Origin of the sequence: Shewanella sp. 5_MG-2023, from assembly GCF_030547465.1 — a bacterium.
GTDB lineage: Bacteria > Pseudomonadota > Gammaproteobacteria > Enterobacterales > Shewanellaceae > Shewanella.
This window is the reverse complement of the sequence record NZ_JAUORC010000002.1, coordinates 41,437-67,766: the sequence shown is the minus strand read 5'-3', so window position 1 is coordinate 67,766 and position 26,330 is coordinate 41,437. Positions and strand designations below refer to the sequence as shown.

The window sequence follows — 26,330 nt, the reverse complement described above, 5'->3', positions numbered from 1 at the left end:
CCATAATTCATTTGCGATTATGTCGTGAATTAATAAGCCCTGAGTATCACTCAGGGCTTATTTTTTACTGATCCTAACAAGGTTTTACTTTAAGGTGCGCTGAAAAAAGCTCACCGCTTGCAAATACATTTGCAGTGCTAATGCCGCATCATAACGCTCGCCTTCATCACGCATAAAGGCATGCTGAGCATTCACCTCTAACCAGCTAAAGTTGGTATCAAGCTGCTCTAACTTTTGATAAATGGCTTTTCGGCCTGCTTTAGATACATGAGGATCTTGCTTGCCAAAGACTAATACCAGCTCACCATTAATATCACCACAGCGAGTTAATGAATCGTTCTCTGGCTCACAGGGCAAGGTATTTGAATGGATATCTGTGGGATATAAGCAAAAAGCACCGCTGATATCGGGGTTTAACGCTGCACGAAAAGCCAAATGGCCACCTATGCACACGCCCATCGCGCCCACTTTACAGCTGCAATATGCTTGGCTACGGGCAAAGTCGATAATCGCCTGAGTATCGCTATCATGTTGCTCTAAGGGCTTAGCAAATTTATCAGCATTGCCCTTATCTTTACCCACATCGTCATACTCAAGCACAGTGCCTAGCGGATTCAGTTCATGAAACACTTCTGGCACTAACACCACAAAACCATGTCCGGCTAAGATGGCTGCACTTCTGGCAATAGGCGCAGTTTGTTGAAAAATCTCAGAGTAGAATATGATACTGGCAAATTGCCCAGGGGCATCTGGGCGATATACATAAGTCCGCATATCACCTGTTGGGGTTTCAATATCGTGGACTTCTTTGGTAATGATCATATTGCTGATTCCTTGTTAAGTAACCTAAGCTTGGGTTAAGTCGATTTTTCTCAATCCTTTACAAACTCGAGCGACAACGGCACTAGTTGGTGAGTTCATTTACGCAGCGCTGACCATCAAGCAAGTCGGTGACATTTTGCAAGGTCGTTTGGGCAATCGCATTAAGCGCTTCAACGGTTAAGAACGCCTGATGTCCGGTAAAAATAACATTATGGCAAGCAGAAAGCCTTCTAAAGACATCATCTTGAATAATTTCATTAGAGTTATCTTGGAAAAACAGCTCTTTTTCATTTTCATAAACATCTAACGCCAATGAACCAATTTTACCGGTTTTTAACGCTTCCATCGCATCAATGGCATTGAGCAAGCCACCACGACTGGTATTAACCACCATCACCCCAGGCTTCATTTTTTCAAATGTCTTAGCAGATAACAGGTGATGATTTTCAGGTGTTAATGGACAATGTAAACTAATTACATCACATTTAGGATAGAGTGCTTCTAAGTCAATATACTCAACGCCTAATGCCTCAACTGCAGGATTAGGGTACGGATCGTAAGCCACCACTTTACAGCCAAAGCCTTGCAATATTTTGATGGTAGCAAGACCAATTTTACCGGTGCCAATCACTCCAACGGTCTTACCTTGCATATTAAAGCCCACCAGGCCAGTTAAGGCAAAATTCGCGTCTCTAGTACGTTGGTAAGCTTTATGAATTTTACGGTTTAGGGTTAACATTAAGGCAATGGTATGTTCAGCCACAGACTCTGGCGAATAGGCAGGCACATTAACCACTGTGATACCTAAGCGCTTAGCGGCATCTAAATCAACATTATTAAAGCCTGCACAGCGCATGGCGATAATCTTAGTACCGCCATTGGCAAGCTCAACCAATACCTCTTCACATAGGGAGTCATTGACAAAAGCACAAACCACTTCAAAACCATCAGCCAGTTTTACTGTTTGCATACAAAGTCGATAATCGAAATATTCAATCTCTGCGTTAAAGCCTGTATTCATGGCATCAAAATGCTGAATATCGTAGTGCTTAGCACTAAAGAACCCGATTTTCATCCTTAACTCCTGTGTTGTTTATTTGGCTCATTAAAAATGGATTGCCCGACTTTACCTATGTCAGTGCAATTGAGCGTTTGGTTAAAGCATAACAATAATTGAGTTTTTGCTACAGATCGCTGAACATTTTAGATCTTCTTGTTAAGCTGAGACATTACTCACAGGAATATGTGTATAGACATGTCAAAAAAGCAGCAGCAAGCAGTTTCAGAAGTTCAGTTTTGGATTCAACGTCTAGGAAAAACCAGCCTGAGAGCATTACATATTGTTGGTGTAGTCGGCGCTGGCGGTGGCATTCTTCTTGGCTTAGAGCAACCACTTTGGCTCAATTACTGGATCTTAGCCATGGTCAGTGGCCTTGCATTACTATCATGGGAAGTCATTAGAGATTGGCGCTGGTTGATTCAGCTTAAAGGGGTACTGACTATTTTTAAAGTACTGCTATTACTGCTATTTATCCCGATGGCTAACTGGAAACCTGAAATTACTATTTTTATCATATTATTATCTGTCATCGTATCCCATGGCCCTGCGGGTTTAAGGCATTATTCTGTGGTTCATAGAAAAGTAATACATGGCAAAAAGGAAATAAAAGGTTAACCTAGAGTTACAGCATGCCAAACTTAAGGTTAACAAATGTTCCCTTACCCAGAACAATATCGATTAGCAACACCGCCTTTAACCACAAGTTTTATGGTTTTTTGGGCTTTACTCAGCCACAGTATATTCGCTGATGCAAGCCCTCTAGCACTCTACCCTTTACTGGCATTGTTTCCATTAGTGATATTAGTTCATGTATTTTTAATTTGGAACGCCCAAGGGTTATCGCGCTTAGATCAAGGTTTTTATGCCTTAGTCCATATCCCCCTCGCCTTTGTTGTATGGACATTCACCATCATGCACGTTAACGGCAATGCATTTTCATAAAAGCTTTTTAATAAACCATTAGTTCAAGTTTTGTATAAAAGCTATAACCCTCTTAAATAGGCTCAGATGACTTGCACTCACGCCAAGGGATAGGTATCTTTGCCGCGCATTCTCTATTAAGGCTAGGCGCAACATATGGCAGACTTTATCTATACTCCCCCAACCGATCCTTGGTTAGATATTATTCATGAAGATAAAGATATTATCGTTTTGAATAAGCCATCAGGACTGCTGTCCATTCCTGGCCGTCAAGCCCAATATCATGACAGCATCTATAGCCGAGTGCTTGAACGCTTTCCTAATTCACACATTGTCCATCGACTTGATATGGCGACCTCAGGGGTCATTGTAGTGGCGTTAAGGCGTAACGCCGAACGTGAACTGAAACGCCAATTTCGCGATCGTGAAACCGCCAAAACATACTATGCCAGAGTAGCAGGCCATGTCAGTGCAACAGTTAAGCAAGTTGATTACCCATTGATTTGTGACTGGCCTAATAGGCCTAAACAAAAAGTCGACCACCTTGTCGGTAAGCCGTCTTTAACCCATGTTGAAGTGGTGAGTTACGCTAAAAAATCGACGCTAGTTAAGTTAACCCCCATTACAGGGCGGTCCCATCAACTCAGAGTGCATATGATGGCTATTGGCCACCCAATTTTAGGTGATGGTTTTTATGCCGACCCTTGGGCCAAAAGTCTATCAAACAGGCTGTTATTGCACGCAGCTGAATTAACCATAAAGCATCCTTACCATCAAACGCCATTAACCTTTAATGCTGAAGTGCCGTTTATAACGCCCTTAGATACACAATAATATCAGTCACAATTGACGATAAGTGTTTAGTAAAAAACTAATCATGAGAACTTTTTGATAGCCAATTATCACATTTATCCGTAAATTAATGTCTAATTATAATTTAATTAGGCATTTTACTATGGAAACTCCATTTCAGCGTGACCAGCTAGATAACCAAATCCTAGAAGCATTAATGCAAGAGGCCAGAACCCCATTTGCAGAGCTGGCAAAGCGTTTTGCAGTAAGTGCCGGCACCATTCATGTACGAGTGGAAAAAATGAAGCAAGCCGGCATTATCACTGGTGCGCGCATTACAGTAGACCCCAAAGCTCTAGGTTATGACGTTTGCTGTTTTATTGGGATTAACTTAAAAAGTGCCGGCGATTACCCTGCCGCGATCTCCAAACTCAATGCCCTTGAAGAAGTGGTAGAAGCCTATTACACCACGGGTAATTACAGTGTTTTTGTCAAAGTGATGTGCCAATCAATCGATGGCTTACAGCACGTGTTAATTAACCGCATTCAATCAATCGATGAAATTCAATCGACAGAAACCTTGATAAGCCTGCAAAATCCTATCGTTCGCGGTGTTAAGCCTTAAGCACTGAATTGTCGATACAAAAATGCCCAGCAATTGCTGGGCATTTTTGTCAGTTAACCTGGCGATAGACTAATGGTTTATCACCACTGTTGATAGGAAGTAGCCTAATACTGTTGCGGTACTCACCCCAATAAATCCAGGCACAATAAAGCTGTGATTTAGGACGTACTTACCAATATTAGTGGTACCAGAGCGGTCAAAACTGATTGCCGCTAAATCACTTGGATAAAACGGGAAAAAGAAATAAGCATAACAGGCTGGAATAACCCCAATCAGCACAGGGGCAGGAATGCCTAATGCAAAGCCCAGCGGAAACATAATGGTTAGCACGGCTGCCTGACTTTTTAAGAATATTGATGCCATAAACATCGCAATGGCAAACGACCAAGGGTAAGCACTAACTAAATCACTCAATGAGCTCACTAAGTAACTCTTATGGTGGCCAATAATGGTGTCACTTAACCATGCGATACCAAAGATAATCACCACCGCCGTCATACCGGCTGTAAACACATTGCTGCTAACGATTTTTTGCGGCGAGACTTTTGTTGCCAGTAAAATAATGGCGCCAACGGATAGCATCATAAACTGAATGGCTACCGACATTTTTACGCCTTCAGGCAGTAATTCTTTGCTGAACATTGCCAACATGATCACAGATAAAATACCGCCTAAAAACAGCATTAAGCCTCTTTTCGCTATGGTATCGGTATGGGCTTGATCATCCGTTTCAATTTCTGGGTCAATTAAGTTGTTTTTAAACTCGTCATCTTTTAAACGCGCTTGAAAGTCTTCATCTTTATCAAGATCTTTACCGCGATTTAAGCTCCAAGCACAACCTGCTAATACGCCCACTAAAGTCGCCGGGATAGTGACAGATAAAACATTGATTAAGCTAATATCAAGATGATTATCCATTGCCGTTGCCATAACCACTGCGGCGGCTGCGGCAATTGGGCTGGCTGTAATGCCCATTTGTGATGCCACGGTAGCCATTGCTAAAGGACGCTCAGGGCGGATACCTTTTTTATAGGCCACGTCATAAATAACCGGTAATAATGGATAAACCGAATGACCCGTACCCACTAACACAGTTAATGAATAAGTACATAATGGTCCTAAAAAGGTAATTTGATTGGGGTGTTTTCTTAATAGTTTTTCAGCATACTTAACCAATAATTTCAGGCCACCAGTTGCTTCTAACGTCGCTGATGCCGCGACAACCGCTAAAATAATTAACATCACGCTGACAGGCGGTGAACCGGGGGCGACTCCGAAAGCAAACGCTAATACGGAAACCCCTAAGCCTCCTAATAACCCAAATGCGACCCCGCCATGACGGATCCCCACAAAGATCACTGCAAGCAATAACAACATGTGAACATAAAACATTAGCCAATCTCCTTAGCAAAACCCTATCGTTTTCGAACCTGACTTGGGACAACTAAGCCATTAGCTAACTCAACAACAGCGTTAATTATCGACAAAATCATATCGATACAATTTCAAAATATGTTTCAATTATCTGAATTTATAGCTTAAATTTTAGTTATCTTTCTTACTTAGCCACATACAAGGTTATACATGAAAAATCATCCTCAAAAGTGGGCTAAAAAACAATAAAGTGACAAAGCGCATACAATCCCATAACTATCTTTCATATTTGTGATCTACCAATAATTAAGTCATATGTGATATGGCACCTCGATTCAAAAATTAATTCGATTGCAGTTTCCCAGAGCCTATTTAAGCCAAAACATTGCCAGCAAAAAACCAGTGATAAAACCAGTTCTACCCTGGTAAAAAATACATAACTCTTCTAAGCGATATGAAAATAGCAACGATTTTATTCAGTAACGATTCAGCTAGCTCGCACTATGGTGACCTCAACAGCAAAAAAACACTGTGAGAAATTATTAATAGTGATTATTTACACTTGGAGTAAAAAATGAAAACGAAGCATCTTGTTCTAGCGGGTTTAATCTCATCAGTAATGTCAGTTCCTGCTATGGCATCAGATTGGTTTGTGGGTGGCGCAGCAGGTTATCAGCAAGATACCTATAAAATGAAATCTAGTGCAGAAAGTAATCAGAGAAATATAGAAGAAGATATAAGCTACCAATTTAGAGTGGGTAACTACCTCAATGATAACAACCGTATATACGCCACCTACGGCTATAACTCTGATGATATAGCAAGACAACAAACCTTTTTATTATCATATAATTACCTTGTTAGCTTAGGTGACAGTAATAAAATGAACTGGTTTGTTGGTGCAACTGCAGGTATGACGCATAACGGGATTAAAGACAGTGGCTTTGACTCTAAAAATACCTTTGTATGGGGCGGTCAAGCAGGTTTGATGTATAACATTAATAACAGCTGGTCTACTGAAGTGGGTTACCGCTATTTAAAACAAGATTATGATGTAAACGCATCTAACGGGGCGAATAGTGCCAGCTACTCATTAAATGATACACAGCAAGTGTATTTGGCTATTGATTATAAGTTCTAAGCTTAACGCCAATTTAAAGTCTCTATAGCCGATGAAACAAATAAGGATGCCTTGGCATCCTTTTTCATTAGCTGAAAATAAGAACACTATTATTCAACTTTATTTACGCGATCGCATCCATTCCACATAGGTCACGATTGAAAGGATTAAAGACTCAGAGCTTGTCTGAGCAATACCCCAATAATAACTAACCTTGCTAAGTTTCATCGCTGACGAAATCAGTTCGCCCGAGTATCAGAATAGTTTTACAACATTCCTGTTTATCTAAAAAACTGCGATTAACTGCAGAGTAATGTCATTTTATGCCTATACTCAATACAAAGACATTAATTAAGGATGATTATGAAGGGTATTATTTTTTCTGAGTTTTTAGAACTTGTTGAAAGCACATTTGGTTTAGAAGTATGCCAAGAAATACTTGATGAAAATGCAGATGAAGGAGTGTATACCTCCGCTGGCACCTACGATCATAAGGATTTAGTAAAACTGATTATCTCTTTGAGTAAAATAACAGGTATCAGTATTGAAGAATTACAGGCTGTATATGGTAAATCAGTATTCACTAATTTACTAGACAGTATGCCAGAGCTTAAAATTAACTCGAGCTCGACTTTTCAATTTATTACCCAAGTCGAAGAATATATTCATCTTGAAGTTAAAAAGCTTTACGGCGATGCAAAGCCACCCAAGTTTGACCTTATTTCAAGCAGTGAATATGACATGGTGTTAGATTATATTTCTGCCCGTTGTTTTTCTCATGTTTGTTTTGGCCTCATTGAAGGCTGCGCTGAATATTATAATGAAAAAATTGATATCCAAATGAAACCGATTCAAGCGGACGGTTCTCAGGTTCGCTTTACATTGACCAAAGTTTAGGCTTTATAAATGGATAGTGAAAAAACAATAGAACTGCTTAAGAAAAAGATTCAACGAGAAACTAAAATTCGCAAAGCAGCTGAATCGCTATTGGAAGAAAAAAGTACCGAACTGTATTTCGCAAAATTACTTGTGGAAGACTCTTTAGTTGTTGCAAAAAAACAAGCTGAACAAGATGAACAACTGCTGATCTTCATCAATAAATTAGAATCCACCCTGTCACATTATAACTCGCAGTTATTACAAGTCCCTCCCAGTGAGCAGGTGATCCAACAATTACTTGAAGATCTGATGGATACTGCCAGTATTAAAGCAATCCGGCTGTCTTCCAGCTTGGATATATTAGAAAATGAACACTTACAATCCGGTGAAGCAACCACCTTTGATGAGTTTCCAACCCCGAAAAATAACTTCCAATGGAATCAAGATAAAACCGAGCTAGTAGTATATCTGCAATTTGGACCTAAAAAAGTGGGCCGATTACATTTTATTTTCCGTACCAGCCCTCAAGAAAGCTGGCATCGCGTGATTGAAAAACAGTACTGTTTAATTGCCGATATGATAAGTGCCTCTTTTCAGCGCCAATTATTACTTAACAAAACCATTAAGGAAAAAATAAGAGCGGAACACTCTGAAAAGTCGACCCGTGACTTTGTGGCAATGATTAACCATGAATTAAGAACCCCCTTAAATGGCTTACTTGGGGCAGCGGAGCTCATGGAGGACACCTCCATTACCAGCTACCAAAAAAAATTACTCATGAGCGTACATCAAGCGGGAGAAATGCTTCGAGTTATTATTAATGACTTACTTGATATCAGCAAAATGAACGCTGGTATGCTTGAGTTGAAATTAGCCACTTTCAGCCCGCAAACCCTAATTGATACCATAGAACAAATTTTTACTGAGAAAATCAAATCCAAGGGACTGACATTCAGTTGCGAAAATGACCAATCAATACCTACCACCCTGCTTGGGGATGCAGACAGGATTAAACAAATCCTAATTAACCTAATCGGCAATTCAGTTAAATTTACCAATCAAGGATCGATTCATCTACACACATCATGGCAAGACACGTCATTGATTTTTATTATCTCTGACACTGGCTGCGGCATCCCCCAAAATAAGCAAGCAAGCTTATTTGAGCCCTTCACCCAAGTCGATAACTCTAGCCAAAGAAAGTTTGAAGGAACAGGTTTAGGGCTATCCATTTGTAAGCAGTTGATTGAATTGATGAATGGTGAGGTCAGCTTCGTCAGTACCCTTGATAAAGGGACAGAGTTTACCGTTAAGCTTCCCCTTGAACTTGCCGTAGAAAATAACCAAAGTGTTATTGAGGTAAACAGGAATACTCACAGTATCAATCATCTACGCATTTTAGCCGTAGAAGACATCAAGACCAATCAAGTTATTTTAGGGATGATGCTAGATAAATTTAGCATTAACTATCAGTTCGCTGATAATGGAGAACTAGCCCTTGAAGTCTTAAAAAATAATGAATTTGATATCATTTTAATGGATTGCCGTATGCCCATTTTAGATGGATTTCAAACAACAAAGTACTTACGTAAACAGGGTTATACTAAACCGATAATTGCACTAACGGCTGGCACAACATCCACTGAAGTCGCTGAGTGCGTTGAATCAGGCATGAATGACATTGTACACAAACCTTATAAACTTAAAGAGTTGGAGGCCGCGTTAAAAAAATGGAGCTATGGGCTACAACACTATGATATTTAGCTTTCGAAGCTAGCGCTTTAGCGGGTAATTGTGTCTCATACAACAAAGCAATGAACGCAATGAACGCAATGAACGCAATGAACGAAATGAACGAAATGAACGAAATCAACACAATTACTATTAGGAAATTAAACCTGGCTTGGTAAATTTCAAGCACAAAAAAACCGACTTACGTCGGTTTTATCCTCAAAGAGGAGATGGTACCAGCGGTCGGACTCGAACCGACACGTCTTTCGACAGGGGATTTTGAATCCCCCATGTATACCAATTTCATCACGCTGGCATCATATTGTAGTCAATCAAGCTTGGCTCAATTGAGTGACGGAATTATACCTAGGCCAATGACAATGGCAAGCCCTTTCATAAGCAAAATGATCAAATCAATCTCAATAGCTTAAATCTCATTCAAGTAGAGTAAATTTGCGCTAATCGACATTAATAAATCTTCCCCATTAAAAAGCACTGACTTTATTGATCAAGATCATAAATGTTAAGAAATGAAAATAGTATGTTAAAGCTAGTTTTACAATGAAAGGATAATGATTATGGCTTTTTGGTTAGATTTAATGTTTGGTAACGCAATCGGATTGCTGTCAATGATTGTTATCTTCTGCACCATGGGGATCATGTCTTACATGATGTGGATGTTTATTGTGAAATCTGCTCCTAAGGAATAGTTACTACCCTCCTTCTATAATTTTTGTTATTTGTTATTTGTTATTTGTTTCTTTAGGGGGCTTTCGCCCCCATTTTTATGTTTATTAAACCTAATTTTTAGATTACGCGGCATGCTTTCTAGATTGCACTAGACCATTTACAAACTGTGGTCGCGCTTTAATAAGGTGATTAAGCTCTTCCTTACTTGGCTCGCCTGCGGGTAATCTCAATACTTCACGATTTAAATACAAACGCGCTTTCATTGAAATTTTATACTCAGCAGTCGGTCCTTGAATCGCATAGTGACGCTCATTACCCACTAACTCTAAAATATTACTGTCCACTAGACCTTTAACTGCCAATTCGTTTTGCGGTAGCGCCAAAATTGTCGCTCCCTGTAAAAAGAACTCTCGCAGTAACGCTCGCTCAGCGGGATCGAGTAACTTAACTTTGGCTTCTATGGTTTCAACAGCGCGTTTTTCTTTTAAAATCCCAATCGACTCGTCAACCACAAAGGTGAATAATTGGCTTAAGAAAAAAGCGGCACCAACAATGAGCCCTAAGCCAATAAAATGGCCATAATCTGACACCAGAGCCGACAAAGAAAGCGTCTCAAGCACGTGCTGAGGTGCAACTAATAATACCGCACAAGCGATCACTAACCACAGCATAGTGCTGACTAAAACGCGTTTGATATTCACTAAATTTACAGCCTTTAATTTCATTTTCATCATCATGCTATCCACAGTGTCAGATTTTTGAATCTAGACTTAGTAAAGCAATTTCAATGCCAATAAAATGAGAAATGAATAAAAGCAGTTAACGCAATGACTTATTTAGAGGGAAGAGCAAACAACGGCAGTTAGGCGCATCAAATAAGCTGTTTAATGCGCCATGAAGATCGAAACTAAGCTATAGGTTAAATGAGATTGATAAGCTAAACGTTAAGCTTAAAAATATTGGCATTCTGTATACATTATTTGGCTGCCAATTTGGCTAATACTCGACTTGCAGCAATAAAACCAAAAGTGCCAGTAACCATAGTCACTGCGCCAAAGCCTGACGCACAATCCATTCTCATACTGCCATCGGCGCTATTTTTAGTACTGCAGACGCTACCATCATTTTGAGGATATACCAGTTGTTGCGTTGAAAACACTGCGTCAACGGCAAACCTGCGGGCAACATTTTTTGAAAAGTTATATTCTCTACGCAAAATGTTTCTGACTTTCGCTAATAATGGGTCTTGATAAGTTTTAGCTAAATCGGTTAACTGAATTTGAGTGGGATCGGTTTGACCTCCCGCGCCACCTACGGTGACAATTTTCAGCTTATTTCTTTTACACCATGCAATTAACGCCGCTTTTTGTTTGACGGCATCAATACAGTCAACCACATAATCAATCGCTAACGGACTGGCTTTACTACCCAGATGCTCCGCCAAATTATCGACAGTGATAAAGTCTTCGACTTCATTCACCACGCACTCAGGATTAATTTCAATAATTCGCTGCGCCATTACTTCAACTTTGGACTGGCCAATGGTGGATGCAATTGCGTGAGATTGACGATTGGTATTAGTGACACATATGTCATCTAAATCAATCAGTGTTATTTGCCCTATACCACTTCGAGCCAGCGATTCAGCGACCCAAGTCCCTACCCCACCAATACCGATGATCACGACATGTGCATTAGCAAAGTTTTCCAATGCCGCTTGACCGTATAGTCGACCTATACCACCAAAACGATTTAAGTATGATTCAGACAACATGTATTGCTCTTTAAACTCTCAATGTGGGGGCGGTATTTTATACGAAATCAACGCAGATCTGAATGTATTCCTCAATTAAACCTTAGTTAAACCCTAGTTAAACCCTAGTTACACACTGAAACACCTATTACCTAAACCCGCAACATGCAGCAAAAACAAAGAAAGCCAGTTAACCGCACCAATAAAACTGTTAACTACGATTTAAGTCATTGTAAATCATAATGATACGTATAAATTAAATCCAACCTAAAGTGACATAGATCACACTTTGGTATGAGCTTTTTGTGGCAATATCCTCCACAGAACAGGAATTACTATGAATAACGATAAGGTTGATAACCCAGTCGTTATTTTCTATCAATATCAGCAAGCATAGCTGATAAAAATCAAGCCCTTACCAAAGGAAGATTAAGATGATGAAAAAAAACCTGATCACTGCAGCTATTTTATCTTGCACTGCAATGACCTCTTTTACTGCTCTAGCTGATGGCCCAAATTTTTATGGCCGCGCCGATCTTGCAATCACTAACTCTAGTGAAGGTATTGCAACTCAAAACCAAAAAGATGGCACTGTCCTTGAAAATAACTTTTCATGGTTAGGTGTTAAAGGTTCTGAAAAAATCAGTGATGACGTAGAAATCTTATATCAAATGGAGTTCGGCGTTTCTAACTTTGATAACTCTGGTAATACTTTTGCTGCTCGTAACAGCTTTTTAGGTATTAAAACAGTTGCAGGTACTGCATTAGTGGGTCGTAACGACACTGTGTTCAAAGCAGCAGAAGGTGGATTTGATTTATTTGGTAACAGTAACTCTGATATCGATTTATTAGTTGTTGGTCAAAACCGTGAAGCTGATGGCATTAGCTATTACTCACCAAAAATTGCAGATTTAGTGACATTAAATGCGACTTATTTAATGGATGATAATCACGAATCAACTAGCAGTTCTATGTATGCATTAAGCGCAACTGTTGGTGATAAAGCATTTAAAACACATAACTTTTATGCAGCTGCAGCATACCAAGATGGTATCAGCGATGTAGAAGCATACCGTGGTGTAGTACAAGCTAAATTTGGTGACTTTATTGTTGGCGGTTTATACCAAAACAGTAAAAGCCAAAAAGCTGAACTAGCTCATCTTGAAGGTGATAGCTACTACGTAAACCTAGCTTACCTAATGGGTAACCTAAAGCTTAAAGCCGCTTACGGTTATGATGATTCAGGTCTTGGTAAGTACGCTAGCCGTTTTGCTAATGATACTTCTAGCTTAGAAAACATGAGCGATTTCGAAATCAACCAGTTCAGTGTTGGTGCAGATTACCGCGTTAGCCCAAGTACCTTAGTATATGGTCACTACACTAAGTATGATGGCGACATGGTACTAAACCAAACTAGCCAAAGCTTAAATGACGATATCGTGACTGTGGGTTTACGCTACGATTTCTAACTCATCACAGCGACTTATTAACGGCTTAATCATCGTTTTTAAGCGTTAATTTATCTACCGATATGATGATTAAAAACGGTCTATTTAGGCCGTTTTTTTTGTTTTAGTCATTAGAGGTTGATTTTAATGACCTAATAGCTAAAAAAACTGCAATAACAACACTTCAAAGCTCCCACTTAAGCAATCCCTAAACCTGATGTAGATCTCATAAATTACTGGGCTAGCGCATTTTTAATTAGATGTGAACCTCTCTAAATAGGTATAACGCTATAAAAGTGTTAACCAAAACCCAAATACACAGCATTTATCACATCTTTTACACACCAATTTCACCTCAAAACAAAAAACTTGATCTAGGCCACAACTTTTTAACGATAAACCTGTAAATATTGCAACAAGTTTGTTACGCAGAGTGTTCTGCGAAAAATACCACTAAAACAATCCCATATAAATGGGGATAGAACATCATGTTCTAAAGGGAGTATGAAAGATGAAAAAGACATTATTATCTGCATCAGTTGTATCGGTTTTAACCCTCACTTCGTTCGCTGCGCTAGCCGACGGTCCTGATTTTTACGGTCGCTTAGATTTATCTATCACCAACTCCGAAACCGGCGCAACCCTGCAAGGCGGCACTAACGGTGTAACCCTAGGTGAAAGTGGCACTTACATTGAAAATAACTTCTCGCTATTGGGTGTGAAGGGCAGTGAAAAAATTACTGATGGCGTTGAAGTGCTATACCAAATGGAATTTCAGGTAGAGAACACGTCTGGCAAAGGTGATGTTTTCAAAGCGCGTAATACATTCTTAGGTATAAAAACTGAAGGCGGCTCTGTGCTAGTCGGCCGTAACGATACCGTATTTAAAGCTGCTGAAGGTGGTGTGGATATTTTTGGTAACACCAATGCCGATATGGATCGTTTAGTTGGCGGCCAAACCCGTAGTGCCGATGGTTTTTGGTACTATTCACCGCTGATTGCTGACATGTTTACCATTAATGCCACTTATTTAATGGAAGATAATCAAGCCTCTGATGACTCTCAATATGCCTTAAGCGTGACCTTTGGTGACAAAGGCCTTAAAAAACACAATTACTATGTTGCTGGTGCTTATAACAAAGCCATTGGTGGTATTGATGCATACCGCGCAGTAGCACAATTTAAAGCCGGCGATTTTAAAATTGGTGGTTTATTCCAAAACTCAGAAAGTGTGACTAATTCAGATCAAGACGGCAATACTTACTTTATTAATCTAGCTTACAACTTAAATGGCGTAAACTTGAAAGTAGAGTACGGTGCTGATGAAGCAGGTTTTGGTAACTACTACAAAAATCTAGGTGAAGCAGGCGCAGATGATGTCAATGTGCAAAATATCACAGTGGGTGCTGATTATCGCGTTGCTAAATCAACCTTAGTGTTTGCCCATTACGCTATGTATGAAGGTGATTACACCATGGCTAATGCTAAGACAGATCTTGAAGACGATAATGTCTTCAGTGTTGGTATGCGTTACGACTTCTAACAACGAGTTAGTCTACAACTGAAAAGCGACCTGATGGTCGCTTTTTTATTGTCTGCAGCTCACTAAAACAATAGAAAAAAAATTTATTAAGACTTGCGGGTTAACAAATAAGCCGCTTCATTTAGCCAAGAGACATTCTTATTTAAAAATCGAGGGTTATCCGCTAGTACATCAGCGCACTCGAGTAATTCAATCTCGAAATATGGCGCCAGGTATTGTTCAATCCACTGCGGGCTCACCGCAAATGGCGGGCCATTAAGCTCGGCTTGTGGGTAATCTAAGGTAATCAATAACCCTTTAACTTTAGCCGGAATTAACTTGGCAAGCTGTTGTGCATATTGCTGGCGCATTTGCTCTGGCCAAGCAATTAAGGCGGCGCGATCGTAAAAAGCCTGAATCGACTTTGTCGCCGTTAATGGTAGGGTAAAAATATCACCTTGAATAAGGGTTACTTGATCAGCGCAAAAAAATTGATGCTCAGCTTGCGAAGTCATGCTCACAGGCAAATTATTGTCGCTAAAAAAGTCCTCAACAGCGGTTTGGCTTAGCTCACAGCCAACAACATCATGGCCTTGCTCTGCAAGGTAACACATGTCTAATGACTTGCCACATAAAGGTACAAACACCTCTGCGCTGTTATCGACGGCAAGTGTAGACCAATACTTTACTAAAAATGGATTCACTTGCGGCTGATGAAAACCGATTTGTTGTAACTGCCACTTCTCATGCCAAAAACTCGCTTCCATGTAGATAAACTCAAGTCAGTAAATAATGCGTCTAACTCTAATCACTCTAAAAGTGAGATGCAACACTAAAAAGCTTAAACCCGTAAACCACAGTTTGAACCCGACAAACGACAACTTTGATTGACTAAACCTAAGCTATAAAGCAACAGTAATGGCAATGTCTGCTACTCTTGTTCAGCTTTACCTTGAAGCACATGCTGAACTTTTTTAAGCCACTTGCAGTTATCACATTGACAATTACGACGTGATAAATGATGTGGGCTCAAATTCGAGTCAATAAAGTCCACCGCAATCAACAACTGTTGTTTCAGATCTTCCACTGATTTTTTCTCAAGGGCCACCAGTTCATCATTATGATTCATCCAAATGCACTCTTCGCCCTGATGACAAGTAGTACATTGCTCATCACTGGCATTATAAAACACCGCATGTGGACAGTGAGTAACTTCCATCGACTGTAAAATACGTTGCCGTGGAAAAGGAAATAGTGAAATTAAATCCGCTTTGTTAATGGTAGGCATAAGCACTCCTTGATTAAACCGAATATTTTTACTTACTTAAATACTACCTACCTAACGCACAAAACAATTTGACTCACGTCAAAGTTTACAACAGCTAATTTTTACGATAGGTCGGTTTGAGATCTAGGTGAGGTTAATTTGCTTTATAAAGGCTAAAACAGAAAAAAAATCGGCTCAATCAATCCAATAGCTTGCCAGCAATGTGTAAATATGAGTTTATGAGATAAGCCAATACCAATACACTCAACAGGCACCTTGGTACATAGGAAGTTAATTTTGCAAACACCGCAGTTACAGCATTTTTATATCAATGAAGAGCAATCAGTTTACCTGCTCAAGGCTGAAGATGCCCGTAAGCATCGAGCCTGGATCCGTTTATGTAAACAGCAACTAAGCAAGCTTGGTTATCATGATATCGAGTTTATCGGCAAAGGTGCCTATGGCTTTGTGTTTGCGGGTATCAATGATATTAGCCAATCCCATGTGTTTAAGTTTTCCCGCATTACCCTGCCACGAAGCGTGCAAGATAGACTTGAAGAAGAAGCCTTCATGCTCAGTCAATTAGTGCACCCTAATGTCCCTAACGCCATCAAATTTGAGCGGGTCGGCAAGCAAGGCATTATGGTCATGGAGCGAGCCAAAGGTGAAGATCTCGATAAAATCTGTCACCGAATGGGGACGTTACCCATAGCCATGATCATCAGCATTGCACGGCAATTGGCCAATTTATTGTACTACCTGCGCACAGGTAAATGCTTAGTCCATGGCGATATTAAGCCATCAAATTTAGTGTATAACATTGAAAACGACCATTTATCACTCATTGATTGGGGCTCGGCGGTGTTTGCCCAACGTGATGAGCATAATAACTCGGTTGAAGACAATGTGATGTCCTTGATGTCGAGCGATCAACAACACACCAACGCCAGAATGGGCGATGTGTACTTTATCGGTGAAGATCAGCTTAATGGGGCGTTATCCAGTCCAAGATTTGATGAGCAAGGGGTGGCAGCCACCTTATACGCACTGGCATCAGGGCAAATTAGCCGCTTTGGCAGTAAAGTGATCACCGCCAGTAGTTTAGGTTTACCCATTGAGCTGGCCCGCACTTTAGATGGCATGCTTAGCGATGACCCCAGCAGACGTAATTTAGCCGGTGATTATTTTTTAAAGAGCATGCGCCACAATCACCGTATGCACTTGCCACACCTTGGGGCTCAGCCGTTAATTGAAGATATACCACTGTGGGTTTTACCAAAGCAAAAACAAGTCGAAACCGTGAGTTACAGTTCCAGAAAATCATTTTTAAAGGAACATAACACCCAAGACCCCATTACGAAGATGGATGATATTCAATTAGAAAAATATTACCGTAATTTTCTTGCGGGCATGGGTGACACTGAAAAAGGCTTTATTGCCGCAGTGGGTAAATTAGCCCAATACCCGATTGTGGGAGGCCTTGCCATTCATTGGCGTAAAAGCGGCGTCTATATCGACTCTAACCTTGCTATTTATGACCCCGACACTAAGGAAGTGTTAATCCAAGCGGTCAATAATATGGTGACCTTAGCCCGCGGCATTCGACGTATCGGGGTATTTAAAGCCTGCTTTTTTAACGCTAAAGACACCTTACATTTAGAGCGAAACAATCCATCTGAGCCATATAAAATGGTCAACGATGCGCAATTAAGTTTTGAAGTGGGTGATGTGCCCGCATCAGAAGGCCGTTCGCGGCTACATTCTTACTTTGAAGATGGTAAAGATCCTGAAGAGAACCTTGAGCTGCCCACCGAGATCATGACAGAACTGGGTTGGATAAACCAAATTCATCATACCGGCTGTATTATTTTTGAAGCCTTACCTAACCATCTAAAAATACACAGTTATTTGCGCTTATTAAACCCGAGAAAACAAGCAGCTTTTAGAGCTTCTCTGGATAGAATCTTATTTCATGCCAGTAAGATTCAAGGCCATGGGGTCTCAGGTTTTATGAAACTGCCTTATAAAAATACCCGTCAGTTTTCCCATATTGATCATAAAGCGGATCATTTTTACCCTAAAAATCCAAAGCAAATAGCAGAGTGATTATCTGCAGATGTCATCTCATCGGCTAAATTACTGCCAATAAAAAGCCCTGTTAGTCCGAGCATACCGGCTTAACAGGGCATTTTTAGCCACGCACTTATAACGAGCAGTTCATAGCAAAAAACTAAATTGGCGAACCCGGTGGCATCATTAGAGGTTTGGCAATAAAGCGATACTCCGCTGACTCAAGCCCTTTGGCTAAACCTTGCAATAACCATTCAAAATGGGCAGCTTGATAATTACTGGCGCGATTGCTACGGCGCTTTAATTGCTTCTCGGCATACGTTAAGCGCGCTAACAATTGCGCTTTTACTTCAGCTGAGGTGTTGTCGTTATGGTAGCTAGATAGTAACTCATCTAATACCACGGTATTGACACGCATCTGCACAGCTAACAACTGCCCACGCTGTAAATCTTGAAAAAGCGTTTTCGCCAATAACTTATCGATGAGACTCACCACAGATAACTGCTCTGAATCATCCATAAAGCCTTGATTGACACGGTTTAATCTTTCTGGAACTAATATTCGGCTTACCACATGGCGGCTCATCACCTCTGCCATTCCTATGGGGTCGGTTAACACCCCAATGCCAGAATCAAAGCTTTCTCGGGTTTTGCGGTAATTACCTGCTTTAGGCACTAATAACTCAGTGACTTCAGTCGGTACTGCTAAGCTTTCAGCCGATAGTAGCGCTAATAAAGAGCTTAAGGCTTCAGTTTGTAACTTGGGCGATAAATAATGCCAGCGCTCAGCTGAGCCATGCTGCTGATAGCTATAATCACTGCCACCAATCCACTTCGCTGCGGCATCCACTTGAAAACGGGTCAGTAAGTAAATTGGCACAAACACATCGGCAAGTTCACCTAGTGGCTGCTCTTGCAGTAAGGCATTGGCATTAAACTGCTCAATTGCCTTGCGGCGCACTTGCTCTAATCGTGTTAGTTCCGCTGCTGCAGAGTTACCGTTATCCCATAAACTTGCATAGGCATGGCTTGCTGATGCTGAGCGGGAATCTGCTTCACCAATGTAACGCAATCCTGCTGTTCTGGCTTGTTTCACTAGCTCGTCAGCATTAGCTTTATCGCCATAGCCGTAAGCAATAGTAAACTTGTCCCACTCACCAATGCCTTCAACGTATGGCGCTGAAATATCAACTTGATCCCCTTTAAGGGTAATGTTGGGATGGGGATAATCCATCACCGAAGCATTGTCATTGGTTGAGGCGGCAAAGTTATGATCTAGCCCCAAGGTATGGCCAATCTCGTGAGCTGACAATTGGCGTATACGCGCCAATGCTAAGGCCATTGATGCCTCAGCAGCGGCATCTCGGTCTTGCCAACCTGCGGTTAAACCGCGAGCAATAAGATGGTCTTGTTTAACCCGCAAACTCCCAAGGGTGACATGGCCTTTAATGATCTCACCGGTGCGCGGATCTTTAATTGACGCGCCATAAGACCAGCCGCGAGTCGCACGATGCACCCATTGGATCATGTTATAACGAATATCTTGTGGGTCGGCATCTTCTGGTAATATCTCCAGCTTAAAACCATTAATAAAGCCTGCTTCATTAAAGGCTTCTTCCCACCAGCGGCCACCATCGAGTAATGCTGAGCGAATAGGCTCTGGCACGCCAGGATCAAGATAATAAGTAATCGGTTTAACCACTTCACTAGGAGCAATTCCTGGGGTGACTTTTTCAAGTCGATGACGTAAAAGATATTGTTTGCTTACTGGCGAGTCGATAGGCGCAGAGTAATCAAAATACTCATCTGATAAATAACCACTCATCGGCTGATAAGCGCGGGGCTGATAACCCGCTTCTGGCAAGGCCACAAAAGAGTAGCGCATTCGCACTGAAACAAACTTGCCATCTGGAGTCACCTGCTTAACAAATTCGCCAGCTTTAGCGCTATTGAAAGTCAGTAAAACATCGACATCGGCATTTTGCTCAAATGACTTAACTCCTTGGGGTAAGATAACTGAGCGGGATTTATCCAAGGTATAACTGCCTTGCTTAGTGTCAGCTAAACGCTGAGAAACCCCATGTAAATCATTAATCATTAGATCATTAACCGCAACTAGCGGCGTTTTACCTTCGACCACTTTACCGCGCCATAATACCGATTCAGCAAACGCCTCTTTGACCGCTAGCTGTTCCGCTGGGTTATCGCTTGATGCCCGATAAAAGGTATTTAACTGTTTAAGCAGAATATAAGGACCGTGGCGCTCAAATTGCACCATGCGTGTTTGCCCGAGCTGGCCTCGGTCTAGGCCTATATCATTAGAACCAACGCCATGGGGTAAACTGCTGATCAGTAAAAAGGGCTCATTGAGTCGGTTTGCTTCTAAAAACAATTCCCCAGAGCTATTTTGGAAATAAAAGTTGATAAACCCTTGGGCTTTGTCACTTTGCTTTATCACTTTCTGCGCCGCTGAGGTCGCAGCGTAAGTCATAATTGGGGTTGCCATGAGTACTGGCGTTAATGCCATGACTGAAGCAAGCGCCATACTTTTACGATCCATTCAACACTCTCCCTTGTTGTTGTGCTCAGGTTAATTGTTATTATTGGCGACTTAACTGACGCCATTATTGTTGTTATTTTTGCTGCTGATTTTTATAGTCAATCCAATGCTCTAAGGTATCAAACAATTCATTTAATACTATCGGCTTGGTGATATGGGCATTCATGCCCGCTTGAATACTTTTCTCTCTGTCACCAGACATGGCGTGGGCCGTCATGGCAATAATCGGCATTTGCTCTGTAGTGTAACGCTTACGTAATTCTCTGGCAGTAGTCAAGCCATCCATGACCGGCATTTGAATATCCATCAATACGGCATCAAACGGACGAGTATCGATCATATCTAGTGCTATTTGACCATTATCAGCCACTTCAACTTCATAACCGGCGCTTTTAAGTAGCTCGGTGGCTACCTGCTGATTAATAAAGTTATCTTCAACCAGCAAGACTAATCCGGTTTGTTTGGCAGCTTCGGAATCCTCTTCAACCACAGGCGCTACATTCAATTGAGGCTCAGCGGCAAAGGCGCCAATAATCTCATCAAACAAGGCTGATGCTTTAAAAGGCTTTTGCAAAACAGCAAACACACGACTGACATCAAACTCGGCCTCTAACGGCTCAGCACTATAAGCGGTCATTAAAATAATCACCGGACGCTTTTTAATCCGCCCATCAGCAACCATTTCATCAATGATATTAATCACATCGCCGCCGCCCATTTCAGGCATCATCCAATCAAGTAATAATAAATCTATTGGGCTGTGGGCTAAAACATCTAGTGCCTGTGCACCACTTTGCGCGGTTTTCACCCCAAAGCTAAAGTCGCGCATCAAGGTGGAATATATCTGCAAAGCACTTGGGTTATCATCCACCACTAAGGTAGTTAAGTTATTTAACTGCTTTGGCACCACCAATGGCTCAACCACATTTTCTTCAGCAATTTCAAAACTAATGGTAAAGCTGAAAGTACTCCCTTGATTGGGCTCTGATTCAACGGCCATGGTGCCGCCCATCAGCGAGACTAAATGCTTACTAATAGACAGGCCTAATCCGGTACCACCATATTTTCGAGTGGTAGAACCATCAGCTTGGGAGAAGGCATCAAACAAGTTCGCTTGTTGCTCTTGGCTAATACCAATACCGGTATCGCGTACCCAAAACTTAAGGGTAATACGGTGATCTCGCTCGCCTACATCTTCACAGCCCAGTTCAATCTCACCATTTTGAGTAAATTTAACCGCGTTAGATAATAAGTTAACTAAAATTTGCCCTAAACGCAGAGGGTCACCACTGAGAATTAGCCCAGCGGTAACCGGGGCATATAGTAGTAACTCAACGCCTTTTTCTTGAGCCTTTTGCGCATTCATATCAATGACATGATCAAGCACTTTATCCAGTGGGAATGACACCCTTTCAAGCTCTAATTTACCCGCTTCAATTTTAGAGAAATCCAAAATATCATTAATAATGCGCAGTAATGACTGAGCAGAGAATCCCGCTTTATTTAAATAATCTTTTTGCTGAGCGGTTAACTGAGTTCGCAGCGCCAATTGCAACATACCGATAATGGCATTCATCGGTGTACGAATTTCATGGCTCATATTGGCCAAGAATTCACTCTTATACATGTTGGCTAACTCAGCATCTTGCTTAGCTTCAAGCAAGGCCACTTCGTTACTCTTTTGGCGGGTAATATCTTTATGCGTACCCAGCATTCGCTTAGACTGACCATCGGCAGCAAACTCCACTGCTCGGCCCCGAGACAGCACCCAATGATACTTTCCAGATTTAGAGCGCATACGGTATTCAATCTCATAGGTTCCTTTGGGCTTTAGCGCATATGCACTTCGATACTCTTCGACTCGCATGCGATCGTCTGGGTGAATAAGTGCATCCGTTGCTGAAATAAGCGCTGGAAATTCGTTCGGCTTATAACCTAGCATTGAATAAAATGCGGGGTTACAAATCAGCTGCTCTGAATCTAAATACCAATCCCACAAGCCATCTTCTACTGCATCCATGGCTAAATGGTAACGCTCTTCAGATAATCGTAATTGCTCAGCCGATTCATATTCACGGGTGACATCACGCCATACTGAAATAAGCCCTAATAACTCGCCGCGGCGGTTATAAAATGGCAGTTTTAAGGTATCGAGCAGTACCGTTTTACCACCAATATCGGCTTTTTCTTGATAACGCATCAGTGAGCGTTCGGTTAATACTTTTTGATCTTCTTCGCGGCTACGCACGCCTTGATCGTAACTGGTATCAAGGGACAATTGCCCGATCATGTCACTTTCTTTGCAGCCCAGCATGTACTCAGCCGATTTATTACAGCCTAAATACTTACCTTCTTTATCTTTGTAAACAATCGCCTCTGGGATTGAGTCAATCAATGAGCGTAATAGTGCAAACTCACGTTCTCGGCGCTCAGTAGTATCGCGCAAACGTTGGGTGCGCCTTGCGACTAAGTTATCCAGACGTTTATTTTGCTCGGCTAGATGACCGGTATATTGTTTGTTCTCTTCAAAAATACGACTCACCAGCAAGAACCACGGCTCCCAACCTTCAGTGATTTTTTCAGGTGGCGATTTAGGCTCGCGAGAACACTCTTCCAAATGGGTCAATAAACGTGAGGCAGGGTTAACGAATGAGCGGCGAGTTTGCCAGTGAACAATGGTCACCAGCACTGACAAGGCGAAAACCACCAGTAAGAAACTCACTTTTAACTTATCCCAAGCGTCTTGGAATAACAGGTCTTCATCTTGCAGATATAGCAAGCGCCATGGCGGGTTTTGCAGCGCGACTGAGTGAATATAGTAGCCGTTGCGCAGTATGCCATCATGGGCATCGAACATTTCAGATTCAGGCAAAGAATGCAGCTCTGACGGAATGCGCTGACTGATATGATAAACCCGGTTCATATCGCTGGCTTCAAAATCACTGTGGGACAATATATTGTTATATTGATCCAGCAAAATCACTGTACCCGGCATTTTAAAATACATCCGCATTTGCTTAGCTAACGATGCCAAAGTCATGTCTAAATTGATTGAACCAATAAACTCATCTTCAAGATATACTGGCAGACCTAGGGTGGTTAACAAACCTTGATCGGCTAAATCTACATAAGCTTCACGCCAAAAAACACTGCGCTGCGGATTCATGGCAGGAGTAGCAAGTTGGAATTGTTTTTTATTAAGCAGCTCTTCTCGAAAACGGTACTCGTCATTGGTCCACGGAAATGACGACATGATCCTTTGTTTGGATATGTAATAAATCGAAGAAGCTTTAGGGGCGGCCTCTTTCGCAACAGGGAAAGACAACGACAGCTCAAATAGCATTTCTAATTCTTGATAAAACCTGTCGCTGCGGCCATCAAGGGTACCCATACCGGTAATGCGCCCCATATTGGTAAAGGGCTCACCACTAGTGGCATAACTTGGCTCTAAGGTAAAAAATTGACCATCTTCATTGAATTTTTCGTATTGAGGTAAGCGATCTTTACGGACTAACTCGCCTAAACGTAAGTTATCTACGGCGACGTTACGTAAGCTTTTTACTGCACGGATACTCGACTCCAGCAGTAAATCAATTTGCAAGACATGACGCAATACTTGCTCTTCACGCTCTTTAATTAGCTGGGTTTTTTCACGCTCAAACAATACCCATGCCGATAAAAGTGCCATAACAATTACACCAATATAAGTATAAAAAACGGCTCGGTTATACTTTCTTTGAATAAGCGATTTTAATTGTAATTCTGGCTCGGTCGATTTCATTGAAAACCCTTTGGCTTTTCTTAGCAGCGTAGATATTTAATAAGGTAAAAAAGGAGGTACGCTAATAATGTCTATTTATGCATATTATCAGGAACATATTCGCAAGCACACGAATAAATGTTCACAAAACATGACTAATTTATTTTTCACTCCATTCCACTAAAAACATAGCAAAAATCTGACCATTATTCTTGGCAATAACCCGTAAACTGGCCGCTTACATAAAAGGCGCGTTAAAAGAGCTCGTTGAAACAGATTGCTTAAAAATAAAAAATGGCCACCTAACAGGTAGCCATAAACGGTACTTTAAAGCAGAAGTGCTTATAAGTTCTCTTCAGCAAACTCTGCTAAGCGAGATCGCACCACACCATTAAGGTAAATATTGGCACTGCCGTCAAAGTCTTTAAAACGCTCCACAATATAGGTTAAACCTGATGTCACCGCCGTCAAATAGGTTGAGTCTATTTGCGCCAAGTTACCACAACACACTAGTTTGGTGCCCTCGCCCATGCGGGTGATCATGGTTTTGATTTGTGATGCGGTCAGGTTTTGGCATTCATCTAAAATGACCACTGAATTTTGAATCGAGCGGCCACGCATAAAGTTAATCGATTTAAACTGCACGTTCGCCTTCTCCATGATGTAGTTCATGCTGCCGGTGGGGTTAACATCATTTTTATGCAGCACCTCAAGGGTATCAGTAATTGCCGCAAGCCAGGGCGCCATTTTTTCCTCTTCGGTGCCAGGTAAAAAACCGATGGACTCGGCAATTTCAGGGGTGTTACGGGTTACAATGACTTTTTCGTACTGGTTTTGCTCAACCACCAGCTCAAGCGCAGCCGCCATGGCAATTAAGGTTTTACCACAACCGGCGGGGCCGGTGAGGATCACTAAGTCAATATCTGGATCTAGCAAAGCATTTAACGCCATCCCCTGATAAATATTCTTAGGTTTAACACCCCAAGCTTGCAAATGATTAAGCCTTTCGCGGCCATAATCGATGATATTAAGATGTGTTGCGGTTTTGCTGGCAACCTTGCCGCAAAAATCAGAGGTTTCATCGATAAGGTATTGATTACTGTAGAAGGGCTCGTTACCTACGGCATCGATATCCACCTGATGGACGACTTTGCCAGCTTCTCTATCAGTAGAGACTTTATCCACCTTGTCCCAAAAATCACCGTCAAACTGATAAAAGCCTTTCGCCAAAAAGCGAATATCATCAATTAACTGATCGGTGCGATAGTCTTCAACTCGCTCAATACCCGCCCCTTTAGCTTTAAGGCGCATATTAATGTCTTTGGTGACTAATACGACCTGACGAGGCTGATGCAGATTTTGTAGATGAAGTGCGGTGTTAATAATACGATTATCGTTATTATCGCCTGGCAGAGCGCCAATGATAAAGTCGATTTGATGGTCGGGGAAAATAGATAAACTACCTGATACGTCTAAATGTCCTTCGCGGCTTGGGAGTGCAACGCCGTTTAGAATTTGTTCCGGCGAGGTCTTACCGCCAAGTATGTCTTCCAATGCCCTAATCGCGACCCGGGCATCACGGCTAATATCGTGCTTTCTATCCTTTATATTGTCTAATTCTTCTAACACAGTCATGGGAATTATTACGTCATGTTCTTTAAACGAATATATCGCTAAAGGTTCATGTAGTAACACATTGGTATCCAGTACAAACAACTTTCTGTCGTCTCGTTCCATGGCGCCTCCAGAGTGCTCAATACAAAATGTAACTATGGGATTAAAGCAATATAAACTCCTGTTCATAAGCTGGATTAATCGAATCATCATGATTGATTTTCAACCAAACTTAAATTTACTATGCCAGTAATTATATCAAGTCTCAATATCATTTTATTGATTAAAGGTTCGAGTTTAAGTTGTTAAAGTTGGCACTGAG

Annotated in this window: 21 protein-coding genes and 1 tRNA gene; 11 read left to right on the top strand and 11 right to left on the bottom strand. The window is 41.3% G+C overall.

Going from position 1 to position 26,330, the window contains the following annotated elements; translation table 11 throughout:
* Nucleotides 1–84: 84 nt before the first annotated feature.
* Both Q4557_RS01280 and Q4557_RS01275 read right to left on the bottom strand, forming a co-directional pair.
* On the bottom strand, nucleotides 85–822 hold the full coding sequence (locus tag Q4557_RS01280; protein WP_102436696.1) for a dienelactone hydrolase family protein: 738 nt from the start codon (nucleotides 820–822) through the stop codon (nucleotides 85–87).
* 82 nt (nucleotides 823–904) lie between these two features.
* The gene (locus tag Q4557_RS01275) at nucleotides 905–1,897 is read right to left on the bottom strand and encodes a 2-hydroxyacid dehydrogenase (RefSeq protein WP_303410224.1); all 993 of its coding nucleotides are present in this window, start codon (nucleotides 1,895–1,897) and stop codon (nucleotides 905–907) included.
* Nucleotides 1,898–2,077: 180 nt separating this feature from the next.
* Here Q4557_RS01275 and Q4557_RS01270 point away from each other — a divergent pair, with 180 nt between their 5' ends.
* From Q4557_RS01270 to asnC, 4 genes are all read left to right on the top strand, one after another.
* Nucleotides 2,078–2,497 carry a hypothetical protein gene (locus tag Q4557_RS01270; protein ID WP_102436692.1) on the top strand — a complete coding sequence of 140 codons (420 nt, stop codon included), beginning with the start codon at nucleotides 2,078–2,080 and terminating at the stop codon, nucleotides 2,495–2,497.
* 36 nt (nucleotides 2,498–2,533) lie between these two features.
* Nucleotides 2,534–2,824: a hypothetical protein gene (locus tag Q4557_RS01265; RefSeq protein ID WP_303410222.1), complete on the top strand. Its 291-nt coding sequence runs from the start codon at nucleotides 2,534–2,536 to the stop codon at nucleotides 2,822–2,824.
* A 135-nt stretch (nucleotides 2,825–2,959) separates the two neighbouring features.
* The gene (gene rluA / locus Q4557_RS01260; protein WP_303410220.1) at nucleotides 2,960–3,637 is read left to right on the top strand and encodes a bifunctional tRNA pseudouridine(32) synthase/23S rRNA pseudouridine(746) synthase RluA; all 678 of its coding nucleotides are present in this window, start codon (nucleotides 2,960–2,962) and stop codon (nucleotides 3,635–3,637) included.
* Nucleotides 3,638–3,758: 121 nt separating this feature from the next.
* Complete coding sequence (gene asnC, locus Q4557_RS01255; RefSeq protein WP_076540553.1) at nucleotides 3,759–4,220, top strand: transcriptional regulator AsnC; 462 nt, start codon at nucleotides 3,759–3,761, stop codon at nucleotides 4,218–4,220.
* A 69-nt stretch (nucleotides 4,221–4,289) separates the two neighbouring features.
* Here the strand turns inward: asnC and Q4557_RS01250 are convergent, their stop codons facing one another.
* Nucleotides 4,290–5,612 (bottom strand): anaerobic C4-dicarboxylate transporter, encoded by a 1,323-nt coding sequence (locus Q4557_RS01250; protein ID WP_102475352.1) that lies wholly within the window; start codon nucleotides 5,610–5,612, stop codon nucleotides 4,290–4,292.
* Nucleotides 5,613–6,168: 556 nt separating this feature from the next.
* Here Q4557_RS01250 and Q4557_RS01245 point away from each other — a divergent pair.
* The 3 genes from Q4557_RS01245 to Q4557_RS01235 all read left to right on the top strand — a co-directional run bounded on the left by Q4557_RS01245 (nucleotide 6,169) and on the right by Q4557_RS01235 (nucleotide 9,357).
* Nucleotides 6,169–6,735 (top strand): outer membrane beta-barrel protein, encoded by a 567-nt coding sequence (locus Q4557_RS01245; RefSeq protein ID WP_303410217.1) that lies wholly within the window; start codon nucleotides 6,169–6,171, stop codon nucleotides 6,733–6,735.
* Nucleotides 6,736–7,077: 342 nt separating this feature from the next.
* Nucleotides 7,078–7,611: a heme NO-binding domain-containing protein gene (locus Q4557_RS01240; RefSeq protein ID WP_102436682.1), complete on the top strand. Its 534-nt coding sequence runs from the start codon at nucleotides 7,078–7,080 to the stop codon at nucleotides 7,609–7,611.
* A gap of 9 nt (nucleotides 7,612–7,620) precedes the next feature.
* Entirely contained in the window at nucleotides 7,621–9,357 is a 1,737-nt protein-coding gene (locus Q4557_RS01235) for an ATP-binding protein (protein ID WP_303410214.1), read from the top strand.
* 198 nt (nucleotides 9,358–9,555) lie between these two features.
* Here the strand turns inward: Q4557_RS01235 and Q4557_RS01230 are convergent.
* Nucleotides 9,556–9,640: transfer RNA gene (locus Q4557_RS01230), tRNA-Leu, on the bottom strand.
* A 262-nt stretch (nucleotides 9,641–9,902) separates the two neighbouring features.
* Between Q4557_RS01230 and Q4557_RS01225 the strand changes: the two genes are divergently transcribed.
* A complete protein-coding gene (locus Q4557_RS01225) occupies nucleotides 9,903–10,034 on the top strand; it encodes a DUF3149 domain-containing protein (RefSeq protein ID WP_076540587.1) in 132 nt (43 codons plus the stop codon).
* A 102-nt stretch (nucleotides 10,035–10,136) separates the two neighbouring features.
* On the opposite strand, the gene Q4557_RS01220 is transcribed toward Q4557_RS01225, so the two are convergent.
* A complete protein-coding gene (locus tag Q4557_RS01220) occupies nucleotides 10,137–10,748 on the bottom strand; it encodes a superinfection exclusion B family protein (RefSeq protein ID WP_102436678.1) in 612 nt (203 codons plus the stop codon).
* A 242-nt stretch (nucleotides 10,749–10,990) separates the two neighbouring features.
* Nucleotides 10,991–11,785: a tRNA cyclic N6-threonylcarbamoyladenosine(37) synthase TcdA gene (gene tcdA, locus Q4557_RS01215; protein WP_102436769.1), complete on the bottom strand. Its 795-nt coding sequence runs from the start codon at nucleotides 11,783–11,785 to the stop codon at nucleotides 10,991–10,993.
* Between the two features lie 419 nt (nucleotides 11,786–12,204).
* Here tcdA and Q4557_RS01210 point away from each other — a divergent pair, with 419 nt between their 5' ends.
* Entirely contained in the window at nucleotides 12,205–13,236 is a 1,032-nt protein-coding gene (locus Q4557_RS01210) for a porin (protein ID WP_102520925.1), read from the top strand.
* A gap of 490 nt (nucleotides 13,237–13,726) precedes the next feature.
* The gene (locus Q4557_RS01205) at nucleotides 13,727–14,758 is read left to right on the top strand and encodes a porin (protein ID WP_303410213.1); all 1,032 of its coding nucleotides are present in this window, start codon (nucleotides 13,727–13,729) and stop codon (nucleotides 14,756–14,758) included.
* An 86-nt stretch (nucleotides 14,759–14,844) separates the two neighbouring features.
* Here Q4557_RS01205 and Q4557_RS01200 read toward each other — a convergent pair whose 3' ends face one another.
* The gene (locus tag Q4557_RS01200) at nucleotides 14,845–15,504 is read right to left on the bottom strand and encodes a thiopurine S-methyltransferase (protein WP_102436674.1); all 660 of its coding nucleotides are present in this window, start codon (nucleotides 15,502–15,504) and stop codon (nucleotides 14,845–14,847) included.
* 164 nt (nucleotides 15,505–15,668) lie between these two features.
* Nucleotides 15,669–16,025 (bottom strand): hypothetical protein, encoded by a 357-nt coding sequence (locus Q4557_RS01195; RefSeq protein ID WP_076540594.1) that lies wholly within the window; start codon nucleotides 16,023–16,025, stop codon nucleotides 15,669–15,671.
* 276 nt (nucleotides 16,026–16,301) lie between these two features.
* Between Q4557_RS01195 and Q4557_RS01190 the strand changes: the two genes are divergently transcribed.
* Complete coding sequence (locus Q4557_RS01190; RefSeq protein WP_303410209.1) at nucleotides 16,302–18,110, top strand: protein kinase; 1,809 nt, start codon at nucleotides 16,302–16,304, stop codon at nucleotides 18,108–18,110.
* A gap of 124 nt (nucleotides 18,111–18,234) precedes the next feature.
* Here Q4557_RS01190 and Q4557_RS01185 read toward each other — a convergent pair whose 3' ends face one another.
* The 3 genes from Q4557_RS01185 to Q4557_RS01175 all read right to left on the bottom strand — a co-directional run bounded on the left by Q4557_RS01185 (nucleotide 18,235) and on the right by Q4557_RS01175 (nucleotide 26,131).
* Nucleotides 18,235–20,634, bottom strand: a complete 2,400-nt coding sequence (locus Q4557_RS01185) for a zinc-dependent metalloprotease (RefSeq protein WP_102475357.1) — start codon at nucleotides 20,632–20,634, stop codon at nucleotides 18,235–18,237.
* 73 nt (nucleotides 20,635–20,707) lie between these two features.
* Nucleotides 20,708–24,415 (bottom strand): response regulator, encoded by a 3,708-nt coding sequence (locus Q4557_RS01180; RefSeq protein ID WP_303410206.1) that lies wholly within the window; start codon nucleotides 24,413–24,415, stop codon nucleotides 20,708–20,710.
* Nucleotides 24,416–24,736: 321 nt separating this feature from the next.
* Nucleotides 24,737–26,131 (bottom strand): PhoH family protein, encoded by a 1,395-nt coding sequence (locus tag Q4557_RS01175; RefSeq protein ID WP_102436666.1) that lies wholly within the window; start codon nucleotides 26,129–26,131, stop codon nucleotides 24,737–24,739.
* Between the last annotated feature and the right edge of the window lie 199 nt (nucleotides 26,132–26,330).